The following is a 22611-nucleotide window of genomic DNA, read 5'->3' on the forward strand; positions in this document are numbered from 1 at the left end:
ACCCCGTTTCATCGATACTGGACACCGATGTTTCACGTGGAACATCGCTGTACATGGGGCCATTCACCACGGATCCATCCACGCCGTACTGCCAGCCGATAGATATTCCTCATCAATTGCAGATGCCTGCGTTCGATGTTTCACGTGAAACATGCCGCACCTTGCGGTTGGAGTTGGGGCGGCAATCCGCTAGTCGATCACCACTGAATAGTTGTTCCACGTGGAACATAGAGAAAAGCACATCGACCCCTGAGCGCCTGTCGCATTGACAATGCGACGAGCCCGGGCGCTTCATGGCTCCAGCGTCCCTACAAGCCAAACAAATAATGCAGGAACAACGGTTCCTCGCTTAGTGATCGGGCAGTCGGGCATCTAAAGAAAAAAAGCGTTTTATCTTCCCCTATCCTACCCCTACCCCTAAAAAATCATCTTTTCTTGTGTTTCACGTGGAACAGCAAGTCGAGTCCGTCCAACGTGGGCGCCCCGAATCTCACAATCTTCACCATCGCATTCGCGGTTATTCATCTTGAATGTCTCTCGTCATTCATCTGAAACACCAAGGCCCTATGACAAATCCGCCACACCGGGAGCGGACGCCCGGCACCGTTCGCTTCTTCAACAGCCGAACGACAATGCCACAAGCCGACGCGCCGAAGCACATCGTCCGGAAATGGCGTGAGTGGATTCTTGGGCTAAACCGGAAAGCCGACGCAACGCCGCCGGCGCGTTGTGCACAAACCCATCCACAGCCAGGAATGCTCCCGGGACCTTGGTTTCACGTGGAACAACTTTGGGGATAACTCGAAGATGCGCCACAGCAAGAAGTCGACAACGCGGACCTGAAGCGATCGAAGGAGAATTACCCAGATTGCGGAAAGCGCACAAATTCGCAATGCGCCACCCGGCGGAAAACCTGGCTACAAGCGCAAAATTGCCATGCCTGCAACGTCTGCGATCCGGCCTGCAGGTATACCCGGGACGATACGGCGAGACGGGAAAACAGCAGTGGAAAAGATTGTGGATAAGCCGCCGCTATCGGCGCGATAAGCGTTGCCAAAATAGGCCCCCGCTGCGGAAACCAAGTTGGTCCCGCTCCGGCCGCGCAGTTGAGATATCGCCTTCGACTTCACGGGGAACTTCACACCCGGTCAAAAGTCCAACCGCGCCTTAAGCTGGCGCCAGCATCTTATTCACATATTTATCCCACGCCGCTGGACCGCATCGGCGGGCTGTGCGCAACTCATGCAGGACGCTCGATCGCACAATCATCTTGCCCGTCCGCGGAGTTTCGCGCCATCATCCTTTCGGCTGACACGTGTTCCCGCAATGGCCAATCTGGGCGCTAACTGTGGAAAACTCATTGGCGAAAATTTCCGCCTGAATTTTCCTTCACATGAAATCCACAAGTACGGGGTCGCGATGCAAAACCGGACGGCAGCAGGCCACCGGCCAATCGTGGAAGACGATTTTTGATCCACTATCCCCATTTCTATCCACAGGCTGAACCCCCACCTTTTGGCTACTCGAGGTGTCATTCTGTGCATAACCCGGATGGGGATATCTTTGTGCACAACCGCGGCGCGGATGGACAAAAAATGGGTCGTGGCGGGCATCACTGATGGCCTGGCAACGACGAATGCCATGCCGCGAGACAGGCAAAAAAAGCCGTAAATGCCCGCTTTTCCTAGGGAAATGCACTATTTCCCTCGACGCCCGCCCGGTCCGGCGCAGCGGCGCAGCCAATGGGAAAATCGCCCTTCCGCCTCGACAGATCTTTCCAGGAATTGTGCAAAACTACGGCGCGAAAAGGCGGTGTGCTTCATTACTGCGCAGCGCAATGCACATGCCCGGGAATAATTATCCACAAACTTATCCAACGCTCGAGGATATGTTAGTAACCACTAACATCACCGTATGAGCAGGCTGCGGACACGGCTGCCGCAAATGAAACAACGCCCCAGACCGCGAGGTTCTGGGGCGTTGCAGCCAGGCCAGGCCTGGCGGACGGGAAATTGGGATTTCCCGATTTAGAGCGGGCGAATTTCGGCCGCTTGAGGTCCTTTCGGACCATCCTTGACTTCGAATTCGACTTCCTGCCCTTCGTTCAGGCTGCGATAGCCGCGGCCCTGGATGGCGGAAAAGTGTGCGAAAACATCGGTGCCACCGGCATCCGGCGTAATGAAACCGTAACCCTTGTCAGCGTTGAACCACTTGACTTTGCCCTTCTGAGCCATTTTCCTAGCGTCCTGTAATTAACGAAATGCAATGAATCAAGGACGCCGTGAGAACTGAACGACCGGTAGGGATACCTGCGTTGCTGCTGCGTTCTCGCTTGCCGCAAAAGCGGCAGAACAAGTCCGCGCGCTGCTTGAATCAACTGCGGAACCAGCATACCCACCCCGCATTACAGACTCATATAGTTGTTTTCCCCAATGTCGTATTTTTCTGACTGGAACGCCAATACCGCTACGCGGAATTTGCCTGCCGCCGCGCCAGGAACGCGTACATCGGACCGGTCACGATCACCACGAACACCATCCGCGAGACATGGAATGCGGTCACCACCGGCACGCCCAACTGCAGCACCTTGGCGGTAATCGCCATCTCGGCGATGCCCCCCGGCGTGGTGCCCAGGATCAACGTCGGCACCGGCGCCGCGGACCACAATGACAATAACGCCCCCAGGCCGAACGCCAGTGCCAACGCGATGACCGTGAACACCGCCACCGCCGCGATAAATCGCGGCGCCGCGCGGAAGAAATCCGGGCGATAACGATCCCCCAGCGACCAGCCGATGAAGAGCTGTCCGATCTTGGGCACGAAATCCGGCAACGCGGACAACTCGATGCTACTTGCGGTCAGGATCATCGCCACCAGCATCGGCCCCAGCACCCATGGATTCGGCAGGCGCAGCTTCATGAAGCACAGCCCGCCAACGCAGGTCAGCGCCACCAGCGCGGCCAGGCCGGCGCCATGCACGGTCCTGGGCCCGGGCACGGTGGGGTCGATACCGGCCACCCCCCACCACTGGAAAATGAACGGCACTGTGACCACGACCAGCAGCACGCGCACGCTATGCGCGGTCGCCACGCGGTCGATGCGGGCGCCGTGTCGCTCCGCCAGGCTCGCCATTTCGCTGGCCCCGCCCATGGCCGACGAAAACCACGCCGTCTTGAAATCAGCATCGGTGTAGCGCCGCAAAATGGCGGTGCCGATGAACGCCAGCCCCAACGCGAATAGCATGCCGACGATGATGGGGCCGGCATTGCTGCCTATGTGTCCGATCACCTGCGGCGTGAAATACAGGCCTAGCGACGTGCCGATGACCCATTGGCCGGCGTTGCGCGCCGGCCGCGGGCATACGGTGCCGCCGCCCGCGATGCGCACCGCCGCTGTCAACAGCAAGGCCCCCAGCATCCATGGCAACGGCAAATGCATCCACAGCGCCAGCAAGGCGCCGGTCAACGCGATCGCCAGGCCGCCGAGGACCCTCCACAACATGTTTTGAACCACGATACCGCCCGCGCCTATAAGCTCATGAGAAACCCGAATTATGAGTTAGTGGGATACTTACGAAAACTCTCTTGCACACCCAGCGTTCCACTTCGCGTCCACCATGATCCGATCCAAACTTCCCGACGTCGGCACCACCATCTTTACCGTCATGAGCCGCCTGGCCATTGAGCACAAGGCCATCAACCTGGGCCAGGGCTTTCCGGATTTCGATCCCGATCCCGCGCTGTGCGCGCTGGTCAGCAAGGCCATGGCCGACGGCCATAACCAATACCCCTACATGCCCGGCGTGGCGCCGCTGCGCGAAGCCATCGCCGCCAAGACCCAGGCCCTGTATGGCCGCGCCTACGACCCGGAAACCGAGATCACCGTCACCAGCGGCGCCACCGAGGCGCTGATGGCCACCGTGCTGGCCGCGGTCAACAGCGGCGACGAAGTCGTCGTCATCGAGCCCTGCTACGACTCCTACCTGCCGGCCATCCGCCTGGCCGGCGGCACCGCGGTGCCGGTGCCGCTGCGCGCGCCCACCGCCGAGGATCCTTACTACCGCATCGACTGGCAGCGCGTGCGCGACGCCATCACGTCCAAGACCCGCCTGCTGATGCTGAACTTCCCGCACAACCCCACCGGGGCCGTGCTGGACGACAGCGATCTCGATGCGCTCGAGGCCATCGTGCGCGACACCGGCGTGCTGTTGGTGTCGGACGAGGTCTATGAACACATCGTGTTCGATGGCAAGCCTCATGCCAGCATCGCGCGCCGCCCGCTGCTGGCCGAACATGCGTTCGTGATCTCGTCGTTCGGCAAGACCTATCACACCACCGGCTGGAAGATCGGCTACTGCTGCGCGCCGCGCCAGCTCAGCGCCGAGCTGCGCAAAGTGCACCAGTTCATGGTGTTCACGGTGCCGTCGCCGATGCAGTTCGCGCTGGCCGAATTCATGCGCGATCCCAAGCCCTACCTGGACCTGCCCGCGTTCTACCAGGCCAAGCGCGACCGCCTGTCGCAAGGCTTGGCCAAGACACGTTTCAAGCCGCTGCCCAGCCCCGGCACGTTCTTCCTGCTGGCCGACTACAGCGAGATCTCCAGGCAGAACGAGGCGGACTTCGCGCGCGACCTGACGGTGCGCCACGGCGTCACGGTGATTCCCGTTTCGGCGTTCTACCAGAAGCCCGACGCGGCTGAGTCGAACCATCGCATCGTACGCTTCTGCTTCGCCAAGAAAGACGCCACGCTCGATGCCGCGCTGGAGCGCCTGGCGCGGGTCTGAAGACGCGCCGCGCGCATCAAGACGAAGCGCCCCATCGGGGCGCTTTCCTTTTGTCTCGACCACAAATGTAGAGATGAAAAAAAGGAGCGCCGCGGCGCTCCTGAACTACCTCCGGCGTGACCCGCTCCGACGCCGCGCGGCCCCGTGCCGGCGGGGCCGCGGCGCGGAACCCGTCACACCGGTTCGGCGGCAACCTTCCTGGCCCGGCGCACGCGGCGCAGGATCTGCGGCACCACCACCACGGCGATGGCGGCGGTCCATAACGTGATGGCGACAGGGCTGGCGAACAGCACCGACACGTTGCCATCGGTCATCGACAAGGCCCGGCGCAGGTTCTGCTCCATCATGTTGCCCAGCACCACGCCGAGCACCAGCGGCGCCATCGGCACGCCGAACTTGCGCAGGAAATAGCCGAGCGCACCAATGCCCGTCACCAGCAGCAGATCGAACGTGCCGGCGTTGATGGCATACACGCCGATATAGCTGATGCACAGGATGCCCGGCACCATCAGCCAGCCCGGCACCGACAGCACTTTCGAGAACAGCCGCACCATCGGCACGTTCATGACGAACAGCAGCACGTTGGCCACGAACAGCGAAGCGATCAGCCCCCACACCAGTTCCGGCTTGGTGTCGAACAGCACCGGACCGGGCGTGATGTTGTAGAGCGTCAGCGCCCCCATCATCACCGCGGTGGTGCCCGAGCCCGGCACGCCCAGCGTCAGCATCGGCACGAACGAGCCGATCGCCGACGAGGTGGCGGCGGCTTCCGGCGCAACCAGGCCGCGCATGTCGCCCTTGCCGAACTTGGCGTTCGGATCCTTGGCTTCGATGATGCGCTTTTCCTGCGAGTAGGCCACGGCCGCGGCCACGCTGGCTCCAGCGCCCGGCAGCACGCCGACGCCGAAGCCCACCAGCGCGCTGCGCACCACGCTCCACCAGGTGAACGCCAGCTCCTTCAGGTTGAACAGCTTGCGGCCGCTGGGCTTGACCTCGACGCTGTGGCCCGCCATCACCTTCTCGAGCATTTCCAGCATCTCGCTGACCGCGAACAGCGCAATCACGACCACCACGAAATCGATGCCGTCGGCCAGGTGCACGGAGTCGAAGGTATAGCGGTATACGCCCGAATTCGCATCCACGCCGATGACCGAGATCGACAGGCCGATCATGGCCGCCAGCACGCCCTTGATGGGTTGCTTGCCGAGCAGGCTGGTGAGGCAGCAGAAGGCGAAGATCATCAGCACGAAGTACTCGGCCGGACCGAACGCCAGCGCCCATTTGGCCAGCAGCGGCGCCAGCAGGATGATGCCCACCACCGACACGATGGCGCCGAAGAACGCGGACCACGCCGACAGCGACAGGGCGACGTTGGCCAGTCCCTGGCGCGCCAGCGGATAACCGTCCAGCGTCGTCATGATGGCGCTGGCCTCGCCCGGCACGTTCAGCAGGATCGAGGTAATGCGGCCGCCATATTCCGCGCCCACGTAAACCGCCGCCAGCAGGATCAGCGCGGTCTCGGGCGGCAGGTTCATGGCGAACGCGATCGGAATCAGCATCGCCACGCCGTTGATGGGCCCCAGGCCCGGCAGCACGCCCACCATGGTGCCGAAGAACGAGCCGATCGCGGCCACCAGGATGTTGGTCCATGAGAACGCAACGCCAAAGCCGATCGACAGATGATCGAGGATTCCGCTCATATCAGGTTCTCCAGCAAGCCACCGGGCAGGACGACATCCAGCACCTTGTCGAACAGCACGAAAAAGAAAACGCTCATGACCACGCCGCCAAGCGCGCACTTGGCCCAGCCGCCGCCGAACAGGCGGCCGACGAAGACCGTCATCAACGCCGTCGCGATGACGAAACCGAGCCACTGGAACAGAAAGGCGTAGGCGGCGGCGAACACCACCATCAGCGCAATACGGCCATTGGCGCCGGCGGGATTGGGTTCGACCGGGTTGCCGCCCTTGTAGGCCAGCCGCAATCCGCACAGGCCGATGATCAACGCCAGCAGCAGCGGGAAGGCGCGTGGTCCCACGGGTTCGTAGGCGAATGGGGCTTCGATGCCCCACCCCGCCCAGGTCATGAAGGCCGCCAGCAGCAACGCCGCGATGCCCAGGATTCGATCGTTCATGATCAGCTTTCCGTTGGTTGAAGGACCGCGCGGCGCGAGCCCGCCCCGGCCGCCGGCTCCAGGCCGGCGGCGCTGCGGGCGCGCTGGATGCGCGCGGCGGGATGGGAGAACGCCCTGCGGCTTACTTCTTGACCAGGCCGAAGGAGCCGGCCAGTTCGGCGTACTGCTTGACCTGCTGCTTCACGTAGGCGTCCAGGTCGGCGCCGGTCTTGTTGAAGGGGAACAGGCCCTGCTGTTCGCGCAGCTTGGCGAACTCGGGCGCTTCGGTGACGCGGTTGAAGGCGTTGACCCAGAACTGGTAGTCGGCATCCGACACCTTGGGGCCGACGTAGAAACCGCGGATGATGGGCCAGACGATGTCGTAGCCCTGCTCCTTCGCGGTCGGCACCGTGCCGAGCTTGCCCGGCAGGCGCTGATCGTTGAACACGGCCAGCACGCGGATCGGTGCGCCGCCCTCGAGCATGGTGAAGGCTTCCGCGGCATCGCCCATGTAAGCCTGGATATGGCCGCCACGCAGCGCCGTCACGGCCTCGCCGCCGCCTTCAAAGGCCACGAAGCGCATCTTTTTGAAATCGACCCCGGCCGCCTTGGCGGTCAGCGCGGCCTTCATCCAGTCCTGGCTGCCCACGGTGCCGCCGGCGCCCAGCACGATCTTGGTTGGATCCTGCTTGAAGGCGTCCATCAGGCTCTTGAGGTCGGTGTACGGCGAATCGTTGCGCACCACGGCCACGCCGTAATCGGTGCCGATGGCCGCCAGCCAGCGCACGTCGTCGACGTTGTACTTGCCGAACTTGCCTTGCGCCAGGTTCAACAACGAACCGCCCGAGAACGCCACGATGGTGCCGGGCTCGTTGGGATGCTGGGCCACGATGTTGTTGTAGGCCACGGCGCCGATGCCACCCGGCATGTAGACGATGCGCATGGCGCTCTTGAGCGCCCCGCTCTGCTTGAGGCCCTCGGTGGCCAGGCGGCAGGTCAGGTCGAAGCCGCCGCCGGGCTGGGCCGGCGCAATGCACTCGGGGCGGCGCGGTTCGTCGGCGGCATGGGCGGCGCCCAGGGAAAGGGTGATCGCGCCGAGCGCCGCGACGGCGGCCAGGCGCAGCTTGAGGCTGGTCTGCATTCTTGCGTCTCCGAATTTATAGGTCTAGGCATGGCTGGCGATCGGGGCGGTCTGCCGCCGGGTCGGGCTCCAGCGGATGCAACCGTACAAAATCGAAGCTTTCCAATACCTTTCAAAAACCGCTATTTTCCTGGTGCAGCGCAACATCGGACGCCATTTCCAGGGAAAACACCAACGCGGCGCGCAGGCCGGGCAAGGGCGTCCGGTTCTCCAGCACCAGGCGGGCCCCCAGCAGCCCGGCAATGGTGTCGACGATGGCCAGTCCGAGGCCGGCGCCGGGCTTGTTCTTGCCGGCCGCGCCGCGGCGAAAGCGGATGCCGGCCCGGGCGATGTCTTCGGCTGACATGCCGGGACCGCTGTCTTCCACGGCCAGGCTGGCCTGCCCAGACTCGCCGCGCACCACCACCGTGACCACGCCGCCGGGGGCGGTGTAGCGGATGGCATTGTCGACCAGGTTGCTGACCGCCTCACGCAACAGCCAGTCCACGCCCTGGACCACGACCGGGTCGTCGGCAGCGTCCAGGCCGATGTCGATTTGCCGCGATCGGGCGGTCGGCAGCAGGGCCCGGATGACGCCATGGGCCAGTCCCACCAGGTCGACCGGCTCGGCCGCCAGGCCGCCTTCGGCCAGCGAGGCGTCTTTGGCGCGCGCCAGGGCGAGCATCTGGTTGGTGGTGCGTACCGCCCTGTCCAACCCGTCCTGCATCGCCAGAAGGGCTGTACGGACCTCCTGGGGGCATGTTTCGCGCAAGGCATAAGCCGTCTGGGTGCGCAAAACCGACAAAGGCGTGCGCAACTGGTGCGAGGCGTCGTCCAGGAACTGGCTCTGGACCCTCGCCTGAGCCGCGTAGCGGGCCATGTGGAGGTTTACGGCCGCCACCAGGGGTAGGACCTCACCTGGCATCTCCGACGCGCTGACGGGGCTTAAATCGTCCGCGGAACGCCTCTCCACTTCCTGCTTCAGGCGCTGCAGGGGGCGCAAGGCCATGAAAACCCCCAGGACGATCACCAGGACGCTGATCAGGATCACGGCCAGATCCCGCTCCACCGAGCGCACCAGCACCTGGTGCAGGAAAGCCTGGCGGCTCTCCAGGCCTTCGGCGACCTGGACTATAACCCGTCCCCCTTTGTTCGCGTAGAGCGGCGGGTTCATCGGCCTGGCCAGGGCGGCGACCCGTACCGGGGTGCCCAGGTAGGTCGCGTAGAAAAACTGGGCTTCGCCGGATTCCAGCGGCTGGGGCGGCATCGGCAGCCCGGGATGACCGATTTCGGCCAGCCCATCCTCGGTGGCCACGCGGTAGAACACGCTGCCATTGGCCGTCAGCTCGAAAAATTCCAGCATCAGGTACGGCTGCTCCATGGCTAATCCACCGCTGGCTGTGGATATGTTGTGGTCGATCGCGCGCAGCGCGCCAGCGAGCGACCGGTCATAGGCGATATCGACCTGGTTGCGCAACTGGTGGTTGGACAGCCAGAGCGCGCCGACCATCACCAGTACCAGGGTCGGGATCAACCACCAGAGCAACTGCGTTTTCAGGGTCCGGTTGCGGTTTTTTTTCCTGGAAACCGGGGTTTTTTCCGGAAAACTAGTTGTCAACAGCGTTCTCCAGGCAGTAGCCCATGCCGCGCATGGTGGTGATCTGGACGCCGGTTTCCGCCAATTTTTTGCGCAACCGGTGCACCAGCACCTCGATGGCTTCGAGGTTGATGTCGGCATCGTCGGTCACGATGCGATCCAGGATCTGCTGCTTGTTGATCGGTTCGCCGCTTTTCTGGATCAACACTCGCAGGACCGCGTGTTCCCGTGGGGATAACTGCAAAGCCTGTCCGGAGACCGTGAATTTTTGCGCGGAAGTCTCGAAAACCAGGTTTCCCAGGGTGAGTCGCGGATGGTCGCGGCCACGGCTGCGGCGTACCAGTGCGATCAAGCGCGCTTCCAATTCTTCCACGACAAACGGTTTCGGCAGGAAATCGTCCGCGCCTTCGTGAAGTGTCCCGATTTTTTCGGCCAGCGAATCGCGCGCGGTCAAGACCAGCACCGGCGTACGGTCGTCGCGCGCGCGGATCTTCGCCAGCAAGGTATGGCCATCCATGCCGGGCAGTCCCAGGTCGAGGATGACCGCATCGAATTCTTCGACCGCCAGTCTTCTTTCGGCGACCAGACCGTCATCAGCCCAGTCGACCACGAAGCCCGCGTGCCGGGCCAGGCTTCTGGAGAGCCAGCGAGCAAGTTCGGCTTCGTCTTCTATGAGAAGGATGCGCATGGACGGAGTCCGGGGGGGCGTGGCTGGGAGGTGAGAGAAAGCATGTTTGTCTTTTCCCTGTATTTCTCTTTATATAAAGACTAATGATTAATAAGGCCTGTGGATAACTACCTTAACCTTGGAAACCTGTTTTTTTTCATCAGGTTGCGAGCGTTTTTGGCTGTGCAAGAACTCTGTGTGGGAAAAGAGCCGAAGTTGGACAAGATTTGGGAGTGGACCAAAAACCCCCGCTTGTTCAACTTGCCTCCACACAATGTGCACAACCTGCCGCCCTAGGAGTTATCCACAGCCCTTTTCTGCCGAACCGGGTCGGGAAGCGGCACTTTTACCCCGAAAAAACGCCCCTTGCCTACCCTGGTTTTCGCCCCTTTGCAGGCGCGTAAAGGCCTTTGGAGGCGTTGCGGGAATCGGCCATGTGAGGGGTGGCGTCCCCGTGCGGTTGACGTTGGGCTGAACAAAAAGTGAGCAGATTTCCGCCGTAGAATCCCGCCCATGGCACAACAACTCAGAATCAAGAAACCGGCCTGGGCGACCTGGCTGAGGGGCCGTTTGCTGGCCGACAACCTGCCCGCGACCTTGTGCGCGGCCGCGCTGATGGGACTGGCCGGCGCGCTGGCGACGGTGATCTTTCGCGAACTGCTCGGCGGGATCCAGATGGTCCTGGGCGGGGTCGATTCACCGCACGGGATGGTCTCGCTGGCGCGCGGAATGTCGCCCTGGGAACGGCTGCTGCTGCCGGCGGCCGGGGGCGCGATCGCGGGGTTGATTCTGCAGGCGGCCGCCCGGCGCCTGCCGCCGCGCGGGGCCGCCGACTATATGGAAGCGATCGCCATCGGCCGCGGCGTGATCGGCTTTCGCCAGACCGTGGCGCGCAGCATTTCTTCTTTGTTTTCAATCGGTTCGGGCGCATCGATTGGCCGCGAGGGACCGATGGTGCAGTTGGCGGCGATGTTCTCGTCGCTGTCGGGCCGCTATCTCGTCCTGCCGCCTCGCCATCTGCGGCTGCTGGTGGCCTGCGGCGCCACCGCCGGGATCACCGCCGCCTACAACGCGCCGATCGCCGGCGCGCTGTTCATTTCCGAGATCGTGTACGGCGCCATTTCCTCGGCGACGCTGGTGCCCCTGGTGGTGTCGTCGGTGGTCGCCAATATCGTGACGCGCCAGATCCTGCACTACGACGCGGTGTTCCACATGCCGCCGTTCGAGTTCGTGTCCGGCTGGGAGGTGGCCAATTACCTGGGGCTGGGCCTGATCGCCGGGGTGGTGGCGCCGCAGTTCCTGCGGTTTCTCGATGGGTCGAAGGCGTTGTTCCGCCGCCAGGCCCTGCCGTTGTGGGCCAAGATGGCGCTGGGCGGACTGGTGGTCGGCGCCCTGTCGGTCTTCAAACCCGAGGTCTGGGGCAATGGCTACAGCGTGGTCAACAGCATGTTGCACACGGAATGGGCCTGGCAGGCCGTGGCGGCGATCCTGCTGTTCAAGATCGTGGCCACCGGCGCCAGCGTCGGTTCCGGCGCGATCGGCGGCGTGTTCACGCCGACCTTGTTCGTGGGCGCGGCAGTGGGCGCGTTGTATGGGTCCGGCCTGCACGCGCTGTTTCCCGTCGGCGATCTGTCGGCCGTGTCCAGCTACGCGGTGGTGGGCATGGGGGCGCTGCTGGCGGCCACGACCTACGCGCCGCTGATGTCGATATTGATGATCTTCGAGATGACGTTGAGCTACGAGGTGATGTTGCCGTTGATGCTGGCGTGCATCACCGGCTTCGTGATCGCGCAACGCATCCGGCCGGATTCGGTGTACGCGAAATCGCTGGCCAGCAATCGCATTGCGCGCGAGACGTTGAAGGCGGCGCCGGTGCCGACGGCGGACAATGCGCGGGATTCCTGACCGGAGTTTTCGACAAAACCCCTTGAAAATAAGGGGTGAGCAAAAGCTCATATTTTTTATCGATGTTCTTCAATGACGCGCAGAGTGGCATTCTTGAAGGAAGATGGTTTGCCTGGATGTCATTGAAATCGAAAGGAATGGCCGTGAGGAACGGCTTCGACCAGTCGGGAAGGAAGGGGCCCGGATTGATCGCGATAGGCGGGTTGGGATTTTTTCCAATAAGTGAGTTATTGCTCGCTTATTGTGGATCGGTCAATCCAGGCTTTTAGTCATGAATACGCGCTTCAGGCCGATCTCTTCGGCGCGATGCGTTTCGACATAGCCGTAGCGGTGATAGATGGCGATGTTCTCGCTCATCGCCTCCTGCGTGTAGAGCCGGATGCGGCGATACCCGGCCCGCCGCGCCGCGATTTCCGCCCATTGCATCAACGCGCGGCCATAGCCGCGCCCTTGCGCGCCAGGCGACACCGCCACATTGTCGAGCAACAGGCAATCCGCTTCGCGCACCAGGACCAGCACGGCCTGGATGCCGGTCTCGTCTTCCAGCACCTGCGTCTGGCCCTGCGCGATGCGCATGCGGTAATCGTCGCGCATCGGTCCCGGCGTGGCGCCGATGCGCGCCACGTAATGACGGTAGGCGTCGTGGACGATGCGTTCGACCGTCGCCAGGTCATCGACCGTCGCCGGGCGGATCCGGTGAGGTGTGCTGGCGGGAGCGGCCATGAGCGCTACTTCCCGATGCAGAAGCTCGAGAAGATCTCGCCCAGCAAATCGTCGCTGGTGAACTTCCCGGTGATGCTCGACAGGCTGTCATGCGCCAGCCGCAATTCCTCGGCGAACAGGTCCAGCACGCGGTCGTCCTGTTCGGCGTGCTCGGCCGCCAGCGCCAGGTGATCGGCGGCGTCCTGCAGCGCGTGCAGGTGCCGTTCGCGCGCCAGCCAGGGCGATTCGGCGCCGGGGTTCCAGCCGGCGATGCGCAGCAATTCGGCGCGCAGCGCGTCCAGGCCGGCGCCGCGCTTGGCGGAAATGCCGAGTTCGCCGGGGCCCGCGGTAAATGCTGTGGATAACAGGTCCACCTTGTTGAAAACCTTCAACACCGGCGTGCGCGGCGGCAGGCGCGCGGTGATCTGCGCGTCCAGTTCGTCGCCCGGCTGGGTGGCGTCCTGCAGGTGCAGGATGACGTCGGCGCGTTCGATTTCCTGCCAACTGCGGGCGATGCCGATGCTCTCCACCGTGTCTTCGGTTTCGCGCAGGCCGGCGGTGTCGACGATGTGCAGCGGCACGCCGTCGATATGGATCTGCTGCACCACTTTGTCGCGCGTGGTGCCCGCAATCGGCGTGACGATGGCGACGTCGTCGCCGGCCAGCGCGTTCAGCAGGCTGGATTTGCCGACGTTGGGCTGGCCCGCCAGCACCACATGCAGGCCTTCGCGCAGGATCACGCCCTGGCGCGCCTGGGCGATGAGATGACCGAGGTCGCCGGCCAGCTTTTCCAGCGTGGGGCGCGCCTGGTATTTCTCGAGGAAGTCTATTTCCTCTTCGGGGAAATCGAGCGTGGCCTCGACCAGCATGCGCAGGTGGATGATGCGGTCTGACAGGTCGTTGACGCGCGCCGAGAAGTCGCCCGACAGCGAGGCCATGGCGCCGCGCGCGGCCGCCACCGACGAGGCTTCGATCAGGTCGGCGACCGCTTCGGCCTGCGCCAGATCCATGCGGTCATTGAGGAACGCGCGGCGGGTGAACTCACCCGGTTCGGCCAGCCGCAGCCCGAGGTCGCGGCCCGCCGCCAGGCAACTGTCGAGCACGCGGCGCAGCACGGCGGGGCCGCCGTGGCCTTGCAGTTCGAGCACGTCTTCGCCGGTGTAGGAATGCGGCCCCTTGAAGTACAGCGCGATGCCTTCGTCGAGCAGCTCGCCATCGACCGCCTTGAACGGCAGATAGTGCGCGTGGCGCGGCGTGAGTTCGCGCTGGAACAGGCGACGCACCAATTCGGACAGGTCCGCACCAGAAACGCGCACGACGCCGATGCCGCCTCTTCCGGGGGCGGTGGCAATGGCGGCGATGGGGGCGTGGGTGGACATATCGGGGATAACGCGAAGCAAGGACAATAGGGGAATATAACTGTTGCGCGGGGCCTTGTTTGCTGGTTAAGGTGCGCCAGAGGTTTAAAACCCGAAACGTCCCTGGGAGATCATGATGGCATCTCGGTTTTCGCGTGCGTTGGCCTGTGGTTCGGTAGCGGTTCTATTGGCCTTCGGCACCCTCAATTCGGCGCTGGCGCGCGATCTGGTGATCGGGCTGAAGACCGAGCCATCGTCGATGGATCCGCAGTATCACGCGCTGACGCCGAACACCCAGATCTCCCAGACCATCTTCGATACGCTGGTGGCTACCGACGCGCAGCTCAAGCCGGTGCCGGCGCTGGCCGAATCCTGGACCGTCGATGGCAAGGTGTGGACCTTCAAGCTGCGGCCTGGCGTCAAGTTCTCCGATGGGTCGCCGTTCACGGCCGACGACGTGGTCTTCACCTACGACCGCGTGCCCAAGGTGCCGAACAGCCCCTCGCCGTTCACGCTGTATCTGGGCTCGGTAGCCAAGGCCGAGGCGGTGGATCCGATGACCCTGCGTATCACCACCAAGGAAGTGGCGCCGAACCTGCTGGTGAACCTGGCGCAACTGCCCATCATGTCGAAGAAGGCGGCCTCCGGCCCCGCGGCCGAAGGCAAGACCACCACCGAATTGAACAGTGGCGACGGCCTCATCGGCACCGGTCCCTACAAGTTCGTGTCGTGGAAGCGCGGCGCCGAATTCGTGCTGGCGCGCAATGAAAACTACTGGGGCAAGAAGCCCGTGTGGGACAAGGTGATCTATCGCCCGATCAGCAATGCCGCGGCGCGTGTGGCCGCCCTGCTGGCCGGCGATGTCGACATGATCGAGGATCCCCCGACCGATGACCTGCCCAAGCTCAAGGGCGACAAGAAGCTGTACGTCGAAGAGACGCCGTCGGTGCGCGTGGTGTACGTGGCGCTGGACCAGTACGCCGAGCCCTCGCCCGGCATCCAGGGCACCGGCAAGAATCCGTTGAAAGACAAGCGCGTGCGCGAAGCGCTGTCGCTGGCGATCAACCGCGATGCGCTGGTCGAGCGCGTGATGGGGGGCGTGGCGCTGCCCGCCGGCAACCTGCTGCCCTACCCCATGTTCGGTTCCAGCAAGGAACACTCCAAGGCGCCCAAGGCCGATGTCGAAAAGGCCAAGGCGCTGTTGAAGGAAGCGGGCTATCCCAACGGTTTCTCGATCACGCTGGGCTCGCCCTCGGGCCGCTACGTCAACGACTCCAAGGTGGCGCAGGCCATCGCCTCGATGTGGACGCGCGTGGGCGTGAAGACCAGCGTCGACGCCATGGCGCCGCCGGTGTTCTTCAAGAACCGCGACAGCTATGCGTTCTCGGCCTATCTGGCTGGCTGGTCGGTGACCAGCGGCGAGATGTCGAATGCGCTGACTTCGCTCCTGGTGACGCGCAATCCGGAAGCCGGCCTGGGCACCACCAACCGCAGCCGCTACTCGAATCCCAAGATGGACGAGCTGGTCAAGGAAGCCTCGTCCACCATGGATGACGCCAAGCGCGCCGAGCTGTTGTCCAAGGCCAGCAACATCGCCATGGATGATTTCGCGATGCTGCCGGTGCACTTCGAGCTGTCGGTGTGGGCGATGAAGAACGACATCCGCTACCAGGGCCGTCCCGACCAGGTCACGCTGGCGCAGTTCGCAACGCTGAAGAAGTGACGCGCGTCGCGGGCGGTATCCAGTGCTAGCGACAATCGTACGAAGACTGCTGCAAACCATCGTCGTCATGCTGGTCATGTCGGCGCTGGTCTTCGCCGGCATCTACATGGTCGGCGATCCAGTGTCGATGCTGGCCAGCCCGGAGGCCACCGAGGCGCAGCGCGCGGCCATCCGCGCATCGCTGGGCCTGGACCTGCCGCTGTGGCGGCAGTACCTGATCTTCATGGGCCAGGCGGTGCGCGGTGATTTCGGCAACAGCTTCCTGACCGGCGAACCGGCCATGCGCCTGATCCTGGAGCGCATGCCGGCCACGGTCGAGCTGGCCTGTGTGGCCATGCTGCTGTCGGTGCTGATCGGGGTGCCGCTGGGCATCATCGCGGGCCTCAAGCCCAAGGCGGCCGGCTCGCGCGCCATCATGACGGGATCGGTGCTGGGGTTCTCGCTGCCCAATTTCTGGGTGGGCCTGATGCTCATCATGGTGTTCGCGGTGATGCTGGGCTGGGTGCCGGCCGGCGGCCGCGGCCAGACCGTCAGCATCGGTTCGCTGCAGTTGAGCGTGCTGACGCTGGACGGCTGGCTGAGCCTGGCCTTGCCGGCCGCCACCATCGCCTTCGCCAAATGCGCCATGATCATCCGCGTGACGCGCGCCGCCACGCGCGAGGCGCTGCCGATGGACTACATCAAGTTCGCGCGCGCCAAGGGCCTGTCGGAAAAGCGTGTGCTGGGCGTGCATCTGCTCAAGAACATCCTGATCCCGGTGGTCACCGTGGCGGGCCTGGAGTTCGGCCAGGTGATGGCCTTCGCGGTGGTGACCGAGACGGTGTTCTCGTGGCCCGGCATGGGCAAACTGCTGATCGATTCCATCATCAACCTGGACCGGCCGGTGGTGGTGGCGTACCTGCTGCTGATCGTGTTCTTCCTTGTGATGCTGAACCTCGTGGTGGACATCATCTATACGGTGCTGGATCCCCGCGTACGCCTGGATAGCCGCCGATGACCGCCCCCGTGACTGCTGCCGTACCCGCCGCCGCCAGGGAACAGACGCCGTGGCGCCGTTTCGTGGGCGATTTCTTCGCCAGCAAGCTGGCCACGCTGGGCCTGGTGATGCTGGTGCTGATCGTCGGCGCCGCCTTGCTGGCGCCGTGGATCGCGCCGCAGAATCCGTATGACCTGGCATCGCTGGACATCATGGATTCCAAGCTCAAGCCCGGCAGCGAAAGCGGCGACGGCAGCATGCATTACTGGCTGGGCACCGATGGCCAGGCGCGCGACCTGTTGTCGGCGATCCTGTACGGCATGCGCACCAGCCTGCTGGTGGCCACCGTGTCGGTGCTGGCGGCCTTCGGCATCGGCGCCACCGTCGGGCTGATCGCGGCGTACTTCGGCGGGCGCATCGATGCGCTGCTGATGCGCATTGTGGATATCCAGTTGTCGTTCCCGGCGATCCTGGTGGCGTTGATGCTGCTGGCGATCCTGGGCAAGGGTGTGGATAAGGTGATCATCGCGCTGATCGTGGTGCAGTGGGCTTATTTCGCCCGCGCCGCGCGCGGCGCCGCATTGGTCGAACGCGGCAAGGAATACGTCGAGGCGGCGCGCTGCATGTCGCTGTCGTGGGGGCGGGTACTGTTCCGCCACGTGCTGCCCAACTGCATGCCGCCGCTGATCGTGATCGCCACCATCGACCTGGCGCACGCCATTGCGCTGGAAGCCACGCTATCGTTCCTGGGCGTGGGCGTGCCGGTGACCGAGCCGTCGCTCGGCATGCTGATCTACAACGGCTTCGAGTACCTGCTGTCGGGCCAGTACTGGATCTCGTTCTTCCCCGGCATCGCGCTGGCGCTGGCCATCATCGCCATCAATTTGGTGGGGGACCACCTGCGCGATGTGCTCAACCCGCGCCACGCGAACTGAGGGCGGACGCGATGCAGATACAAGCTGTGGAAAAGTCGCCGGTCCTCGATGTGCGCGGACTGAAGACGCATTTCTTCACCCGCAACGGCGTGGTCAAGCCAGTCGATGGCGTCGACCTGACGCTGGCCGAGGGCGAGATCCTGGGGCTGGTGGGTGAATCCGGCTCGGGCAAGAGCATCACCGGCTTCTCGCTGATGGGCCTGCTGGACGAGCCCGGCCGCATCGTCGAGGGCGAACTGCGCCTGAACGGCGAGGACCTGCGCGGCGCGTCGCCGGCGCGCTGGCGGCAACTGCGGGGCCAGGAGATCGCCATGATCTTCCAGGACCCGATGATGACGCTGAACCCGGTGCTGCGCGTCGATACGCAGATGATCGAAGCGGTGCAGGCGCACCACAAAGTATCGCGCGAACAGGCGCGTGAACGCGCCCTGCAGACGTTGACGATGGTCGGCATTCCGTCGCCGCAGGAACGCCTGCGCACCTATCCGCATCAGTTGTCCGGCGGCATGCGGCAACGCGTGGCGATCGCGATCGCGCTGCTGAATTCGCCGCGCGTCATCATCGCCGATGAGCCCACCACGGCGCTGGACGTGACCATCCAGGGGCAGATCCTGTTCGAAGTGCAGAAGCTGTGCCGCGAGACCGGCACCGGCCTGGTGTGGATCACCCACGACCTGGCGGTGGTGGCGGGCCTGGCCGACCGCGTGTCGGTGATGTACGCCGGCCGCGTGGTCGAGACCGGCAGCACGCGCGACGTCATCAGCCATCCGATGCATCCCTACACCCACGGCCTGATTGCCTCGATTCCGACGCCGGAATCGCGCGGCCGGCCGCTGGTGCCGATTCCCGGCATGACGCCGTCGTTGCTCAATCTGCCGCAGGGCTGTGCGTTCCGCGGGCGTTGCCCGCGCGCCAGCGAGGCCTGTCTGACCGAACCGCAGCCCGTGGAAGTGCGCCCGTCGCAATGGGTGCGCTGCTGGCATGCCGGCGCGCCGGAGGTCCAATGAACGCCGCCGATCGCAACGCCGCCCCCATCCTGTCGCTGCGCGGCGTGGAGCTGCGCTTCACGCAACACGTGGACCTGGCCGGCCGCATCGCCAACCTGCTGGGCGCGGGTTTGAAGACGCAGGTGGTGCACGCCGTGGCCGGCGTGGACCTGGACGTGCAGCCGGGCGAGGTCATCGGCATTGTCGGCGAATCCGGTTGCGGCAAATCGACGCTGGGTCGCATCGTCTCGGGCATCCTGCCGCCCTCTTCCGGTGAGGTGCACTACCAGGGCCAGGCGGTGAAGGCCATGGCGGGCCCGCAGCGGCGCGCCTACGAGCTGGGCGTGCAGATGATCTTCCAGGACCCTTACGCCTCACTAAATCCGCGCATGCGGGTGCGCGAGATCATCGGCGAGGCGCCGGTGGCGCACGGCCTGATCCGCGCGCGCGACAAGGCCGAGTACGTCGCCGGCCTGATGCGCCAGGTGGGGCTGGACCCGGCGTTCGCGCAGCGTTATCCACACCAGTTCTCGGGCGGCCAGCGCCAGCGCATCGGCATCGCGCGGGCGCTGGCGCTCAAGCCTTCGGTGATCGTGTGCGACGAGGCCGTGGCGGCGCTGGACGTGTCGATCCAGGCGCAGGTGCTGAACCTGTTCGAGCAACTGCGCGACGAGCTGGACCTGACGTATCTGTTCATCAGCCACAACCTGAGCGTGGTCAGCCACATCTCGGATCGCGTCGCCATCATGTACCTGGGCCGCGTGGTCGAGCTGGCGCCGACCGACACCGTGTTCCAGCGCGCCAACCATCCTTACACGCAGGCGCTGCTCAAGGAATTGCCGACGCTCACGCCGGGGCGCCGCAGCTACCAGCCGATCAAGGGCGAGCTGCCGTCGCCGCTGGATCCGCCGGGCGGCTGCGCCTTCCATCCGCGTTGTCCCCAGGCGATGCCGCGCTGCAAGACCGAACGGCCGCTGCTGCGCGAGGTGGCGCCAATGCAGTTCAGCGCCTGCCACCTGAACGACGCGCGCTAGCGCCAATCCGTAACAACGCTGGACGCGGCCGGCGACGGGCGCGAGAATTTTCCGATACCCTGTCATACGACATCCGTTCTCTTCTCTCCCTTCCGCCTATCCACCGCCATGAAAACCCTAGCCGAAATCGAACGCGCCCACGGTGAACTGACCGAACTGCGCCGTGACATCCACGCCCATCCCGAACTGGCCTTCCAGGAAACGCGCACCTCCAGCCTGGTAGCCGAGCGCCTGCGCCAATGGGGGCTGGAAGTCCACACGGGGCTGGGGAAAACCGGCGTGGTCGGCGTGCTGCGCGGCGGCAGCGGCGGCAAGACCATCGGCCTGCGCGCCGACATGGACGCGCTGCCCATGCCTGAGCACAACCGCTTCGCGCACAAGTCCACCATCAGCGGCCGCATGCACGGCTGCGGCCACGATGGCCACACCACGATGCTGCTGGGCGCGGCGCAATACCTGTCCACGCATCGCGATTTCGACGGCACCGTGGTGTTCATCTTCCAGCCGGCCGAGGAAGGCGGCAACGCCGGCGCGCGCGCCATGATGCAGGATGGACTGTTCGAGAAATTCCCCTGTGACGCGGTGTTCGGCATCCACAACATGCCCGGCATGCCGGTCAACCAGTTCGGCTTTCGCGCCGGTCCCACCATGGCGTCGAGCAACCGCTGGGACATCGTCATCAAGGGCGTGGGCGGCCACGCCGCGCAGCCGCATGCGTCGGTCGACCCGATCATCGTCGCGGCCGACATGGTGCATGCGCTGCAGACGGTGATCTCGCGCAGCAAGAATCCGCTGGAGCAAGCGGTGCTGTCGATCACGCAAATCCATGCCGGCGACGCCTACAACGTGATTCCCGGCGAAGCGGTGCTGCGCGGCACGGTGCGCACCTATTCGGTCGAGGTGCTCGACAAGATCGAGGAAGACATGCGCCGCATCGCCACCACGCTGCCGCAGGTGTATGGCGGCACCGGCACGCTGGACTTCGTGCGCGCCTATCCGCCGCTGGTGAACTGGGACAAGGAAACCGCGTTTGCCGCGCAGGTGGCCGAGGACACCTTCGGCGCCGAGAACGTGGTGCGCGACATGCCGCCCTTCATGGGCGCCGAGGACTTTTCCTTTTTCCTGGAAGCCCTGCCCGGCACCTATCTGTTCCTGGGCAACGGCGACGGCGACCATCGCATGGAGAGCTATCACGGCATGGGGCCGTGCCAGTTGCACAATCCGAACTACGACTTCAATGACGCGCTCCTGCCGGTCGGCGCGACATATTGGGTCAAGCTGGTCGAGGCCTACCTGCCCAAGCACAAGTAGCGTGCCACGGCGCTTCAGGCATTGCGGTTATTTGCTTATGCGCCATGCCGCCACAAACCGCCCGCTTGCCCCGGGCGGTTTTTCTATATGACGCCAGGCTTTGTTCAAACGCCGATAACTTCGTTTGAGATACAAGGCGCGCTTTCCATAATCGGTCATTCCTGATCCATCCGCGGATGGATCTCAGCGCCGGCGGCAACGCCGCCACGCCAACCGGAGTGACCGATGTCCCAGAGCAACGCCGTGCGGCGCGAAGAGGCCGCCCCCGTTCCGCCGCCCCCGGCCGCGCAGGCGTTCGAGCTGCGGCTGCTGCCGGGCCCCGTGGGCGCCGAGCTCATCGGCCTGGACCTGGGCCGCGAGCTGTCGTCCGCCGATTTCAAGCGCGTGCACCAGGCGCACCTGGACCACCACCTGCTGGTGTTCCGCGACCAGCGCATCACGCCGCGGCAGCACATCGACTTCAGCCGCCGCTTCGGGCCGCTGATGATCCACGTGCTGCACCAGTTCCACCTGGCCAATCATCCCGAGATCCTGATCGTCTCCAACATCGTCGAGAACGGCAAGCCGGTCGGCCTGGGCGATGCGGGCAAGTACTGGCATTCGGACATCTCGTACAAGGAACTGCCCAGCCTGGGCTCGCTGCTGCATGCGCAGGAATTGCCTGCGCAAGGCGGCGACACGCTGTTCGCCAACATGCACCTGGCCTATGACACCCTGCCCGCCGCATTGCGCAACGCCGTCGAGGGCAAGCGCGCGGTGCATTCGTATCTGGCCAAGTACGGCCAGTTGCAGAAGGAAGGCAACTGGCGGCCCAACCTGAGCGCGCAGCAGGTGGCGCAGGTGCAGGCGGTATCGCATCCGGTGGTGCGCACCCATCCCGAGAATGGCCGCCGCGCCCTGTTCGTGAGCGAAGGCTTCACTACCCACATCGAAGGCCTGCCGGAGGACGAGAGCCGGCAATTGCTGGACGAACTGTTCGCGCACAGCGTGCGGCCCGAGCACATCTACCGCCACCGCTGGCAGCCGCACGACCTGGTGTTCTGGGACAACCGCTCGCTGATCCACCTGGCGGGCGGCACGCCGGATCATCTGCGCCGCAAGCTCTACCGCACCACCATCGAAGGCGATGTGCCGTTTTAGGCCGGCCCGCGACTTATCCACAAGGAACGCCATGCGTCTGTCTCCTGAACTGCGCGAACGATTGATCCGCACCGTCACGGCGGCAGGCGTGGCATTGGCGTTGGCCGTCGTGGCCCTGGCCTCGCCCACGCCCGCGCTGGCCGCCCCGTCCATCGACAGCGTCCGCGCCGACCTGTGGATATCCCAGCATCCCTAAAATAGTCCGGTACGCATCGACCGCGCCTTCGGCATCCCACGGATGCGCGCGGTTGCGCCTATCGG

General features: G+C 64.4%; 19 protein-coding genes. 10 read left to right on the top strand and 9 right to left on the bottom strand.

What is annotated here, in order from left to right; all coding sequences use genetic code 11:
- Positions 1 to 2027: 2027 nt before the first annotated feature.
- Together HV783_RS22200 and HV783_RS22205 are read right to left on the bottom strand one after the other, a co-directional pair.
- Positions 2028 to 2234 (bottom strand): cold-shock protein, encoded by a 207-nt coding sequence (locus HV783_RS22200; RefSeq protein WP_006389561.1) that lies wholly within the window; start codon positions 2232 to 2234, stop codon positions 2028 to 2030.
- A gap of 232 nt (positions 2235 to 2466) precedes the next feature.
- Positions 2467 to 3501: an AbrB family transcriptional regulator gene (locus HV783_RS22205; protein WP_116791278.1), complete on the bottom strand. Its 1035-nt coding sequence runs from the start codon at positions 3499 to 3501 to the stop codon at positions 2467 to 2469.
- 115 nt (positions 3502 to 3616) lie between these two features.
- On the opposite strand from HV783_RS22205, the gene HV783_RS22210 reads away from it, so the two are divergent.
- Complete coding sequence (locus tag HV783_RS22210) at positions 3617 to 4783, top strand: pyridoxal phosphate-dependent aminotransferase (RefSeq protein WP_175189869.1); 1167 nt, start codon at positions 3617 to 3619, stop codon at positions 4781 to 4783.
- Positions 4784 to 4956: 173 nt separating this feature from the next.
- Here HV783_RS22210 and HV783_RS22215 read toward each other — a convergent pair whose 3' ends face one another.
- The 5 genes from HV783_RS22215 to HV783_RS22235 form a co-directional block, all read right to left on the bottom strand.
- Positions 4957 to 6483 (bottom strand): tripartite tricarboxylate transporter permease, encoded by a 1527-nt coding sequence (locus HV783_RS22215; RefSeq protein ID WP_116791276.1) that lies wholly within the window; start codon positions 6481 to 6483, stop codon positions 4957 to 4959.
- Positions 6480 to 6917 (bottom strand): tripartite tricarboxylate transporter TctB family protein, encoded by a 438-nt coding sequence (locus HV783_RS22220; protein ID WP_054504521.1) that lies wholly within the window; start codon positions 6915 to 6917, stop codon positions 6480 to 6482. Before HV783_RS22220 ends, HV783_RS22215 begins: the two co-directional genes overlap by 4 nt.
- A 121-nt stretch (positions 6918 to 7038) precedes the next feature.
- A complete protein-coding gene (locus HV783_RS22225; RefSeq protein ID WP_054504522.1) occupies positions 7039 to 8037 on the bottom strand; it encodes a Bug family tripartite tricarboxylate transporter substrate binding protein in 999 nt (332 codons plus the stop codon).
- 112 nt (positions 8038 to 8149) lie between these two features.
- On the bottom strand, positions 8150 to 9526 hold the full coding sequence (locus HV783_RS22230) for a sensor histidine kinase (RefSeq protein ID WP_254603990.1): 1377 nt from the start codon (positions 9524 to 9526) through the stop codon (positions 8150 to 8152).
- Between the two features lie 97 nt (positions 9527 to 9623).
- Complete coding sequence (locus tag HV783_RS22235; RefSeq protein ID WP_054504523.1) at positions 9624 to 10301, bottom strand: response regulator; 678 nt, start codon at positions 10299 to 10301, stop codon at positions 9624 to 9626.
- A 492-nt stretch (positions 10302 to 10793) separates the two neighbouring features.
- Here HV783_RS22235 and HV783_RS22240 point away from each other — a divergent pair, with 492 nt between their 5' ends.
- A complete protein-coding gene (locus HV783_RS22240) occupies positions 10794 to 12185 on the top strand; it encodes a ClcB-like voltage-gated chloride channel protein (protein WP_175189871.1) in 1392 nt (463 codons plus the stop codon).
- 252 nt (positions 12186 to 12437) lie between these two features.
- Here HV783_RS22240 and HV783_RS22245 read toward each other — a convergent pair whose 3' ends face one another.
- Positions 12438 to 12908, bottom strand: a complete 471-nt coding sequence (locus HV783_RS22245) for a GNAT family N-acetyltransferase (RefSeq protein WP_175189872.1) — start codon at positions 12906 to 12908, stop codon at positions 12438 to 12440.
- Positions 12909 to 12913: 5 nt separating this feature from the next.
- Positions 12914 to 14266: a tRNA uridine-5-carboxymethylaminomethyl(34) synthesis GTPase MnmE gene (gene mnmE, locus HV783_RS22250; RefSeq protein ID WP_064527392.1), complete on the bottom strand. Its 1353-nt coding sequence runs from the start codon at positions 14264 to 14266 to the stop codon at positions 12914 to 12916.
- A gap of 115 nt (positions 14267 to 14381) precedes the next feature.
- Here mnmE and HV783_RS22255 point away from each other — a divergent pair, with 115 nt between their 5' ends.
- The 8 genes from HV783_RS22255 to HV783_RS22290 all read left to right on the top strand — a co-directional run bounded on the left by HV783_RS22255 (position 14382) and on the right by HV783_RS22290 (position 22546).
- Positions 14382 to 15968, top strand: a complete 1587-nt coding sequence (locus tag HV783_RS22255) for an ABC transporter substrate-binding protein (RefSeq protein WP_175189873.1) — start codon at positions 14382 to 14384, stop codon at positions 15966 to 15968.
- A 22-nt stretch (positions 15969 to 15990) separates the two neighbouring features.
- Complete coding sequence (locus tag HV783_RS22260) at positions 15991 to 16965, top strand: ABC transporter permease (RefSeq protein WP_006389548.1); 975 nt, start codon at positions 15991 to 15993, stop codon at positions 16963 to 16965.
- Positions 16962 to 17879 carry an ABC transporter permease gene (locus HV783_RS22265; RefSeq protein ID WP_006389547.1) on the top strand — a complete coding sequence of 306 codons (918 nt, stop codon included), beginning with the start codon at positions 16962 to 16964 and terminating at the stop codon, positions 17877 to 17879. The genes HV783_RS22260 and HV783_RS22265 overlap by 4 nt, the downstream gene beginning before the upstream one ends.
- 11 nt (positions 17880 to 17890) lie before the next feature.
- Positions 17891 to 18886 (top strand): ABC transporter ATP-binding protein, encoded by a 996-nt coding sequence (locus HV783_RS22270; protein WP_175189874.1) that lies wholly within the window; start codon positions 17891 to 17893, stop codon positions 18884 to 18886.
- Positions 18883 to 19899 carry an ABC transporter ATP-binding protein gene (locus tag HV783_RS22275; protein ID WP_081273599.1) on the top strand — a complete coding sequence of 339 codons (1017 nt, stop codon included), beginning with the start codon at positions 18883 to 18885 and terminating at the stop codon, positions 19897 to 19899. Before HV783_RS22270 ends, HV783_RS22275 begins: the two co-directional genes overlap by 4 nt.
- 108 nt (positions 19900 to 20007) lie before the next feature.
- Complete coding sequence (locus tag HV783_RS22280) at positions 20008 to 21210, top strand: M20 aminoacylase family protein (protein WP_054507917.1); 1203 nt, start codon at positions 20008 to 20010, stop codon at positions 21208 to 21210.
- A 225-nt stretch (positions 21211 to 21435) separates the two neighbouring features.
- On the top strand, positions 21436 to 22350 hold the full coding sequence (locus HV783_RS22285) for a TauD/TfdA dioxygenase family protein (protein ID WP_175189875.1): 915 nt from the start codon (positions 21436 to 21438) through the stop codon (positions 22348 to 22350).
- Between the two features lie 31 nt (positions 22351 to 22381).
- Positions 22382 to 22546, top strand: a complete 165-nt coding sequence (locus HV783_RS22290; protein ID WP_162876564.1) for a hypothetical protein — start codon at positions 22382 to 22384, stop codon at positions 22544 to 22546.
- Positions 22547 to 22611 lie beyond the last annotated feature (65 nt).

This window comes from Achromobacter dolens (assembly GCF_902859745.1).
In the GTDB taxonomy this organism is placed as follows: domain Bacteria; phylum Pseudomonadota; class Gammaproteobacteria; order Burkholderiales; family Burkholderiaceae_B; genus Achromobacter; species Achromobacter dolens.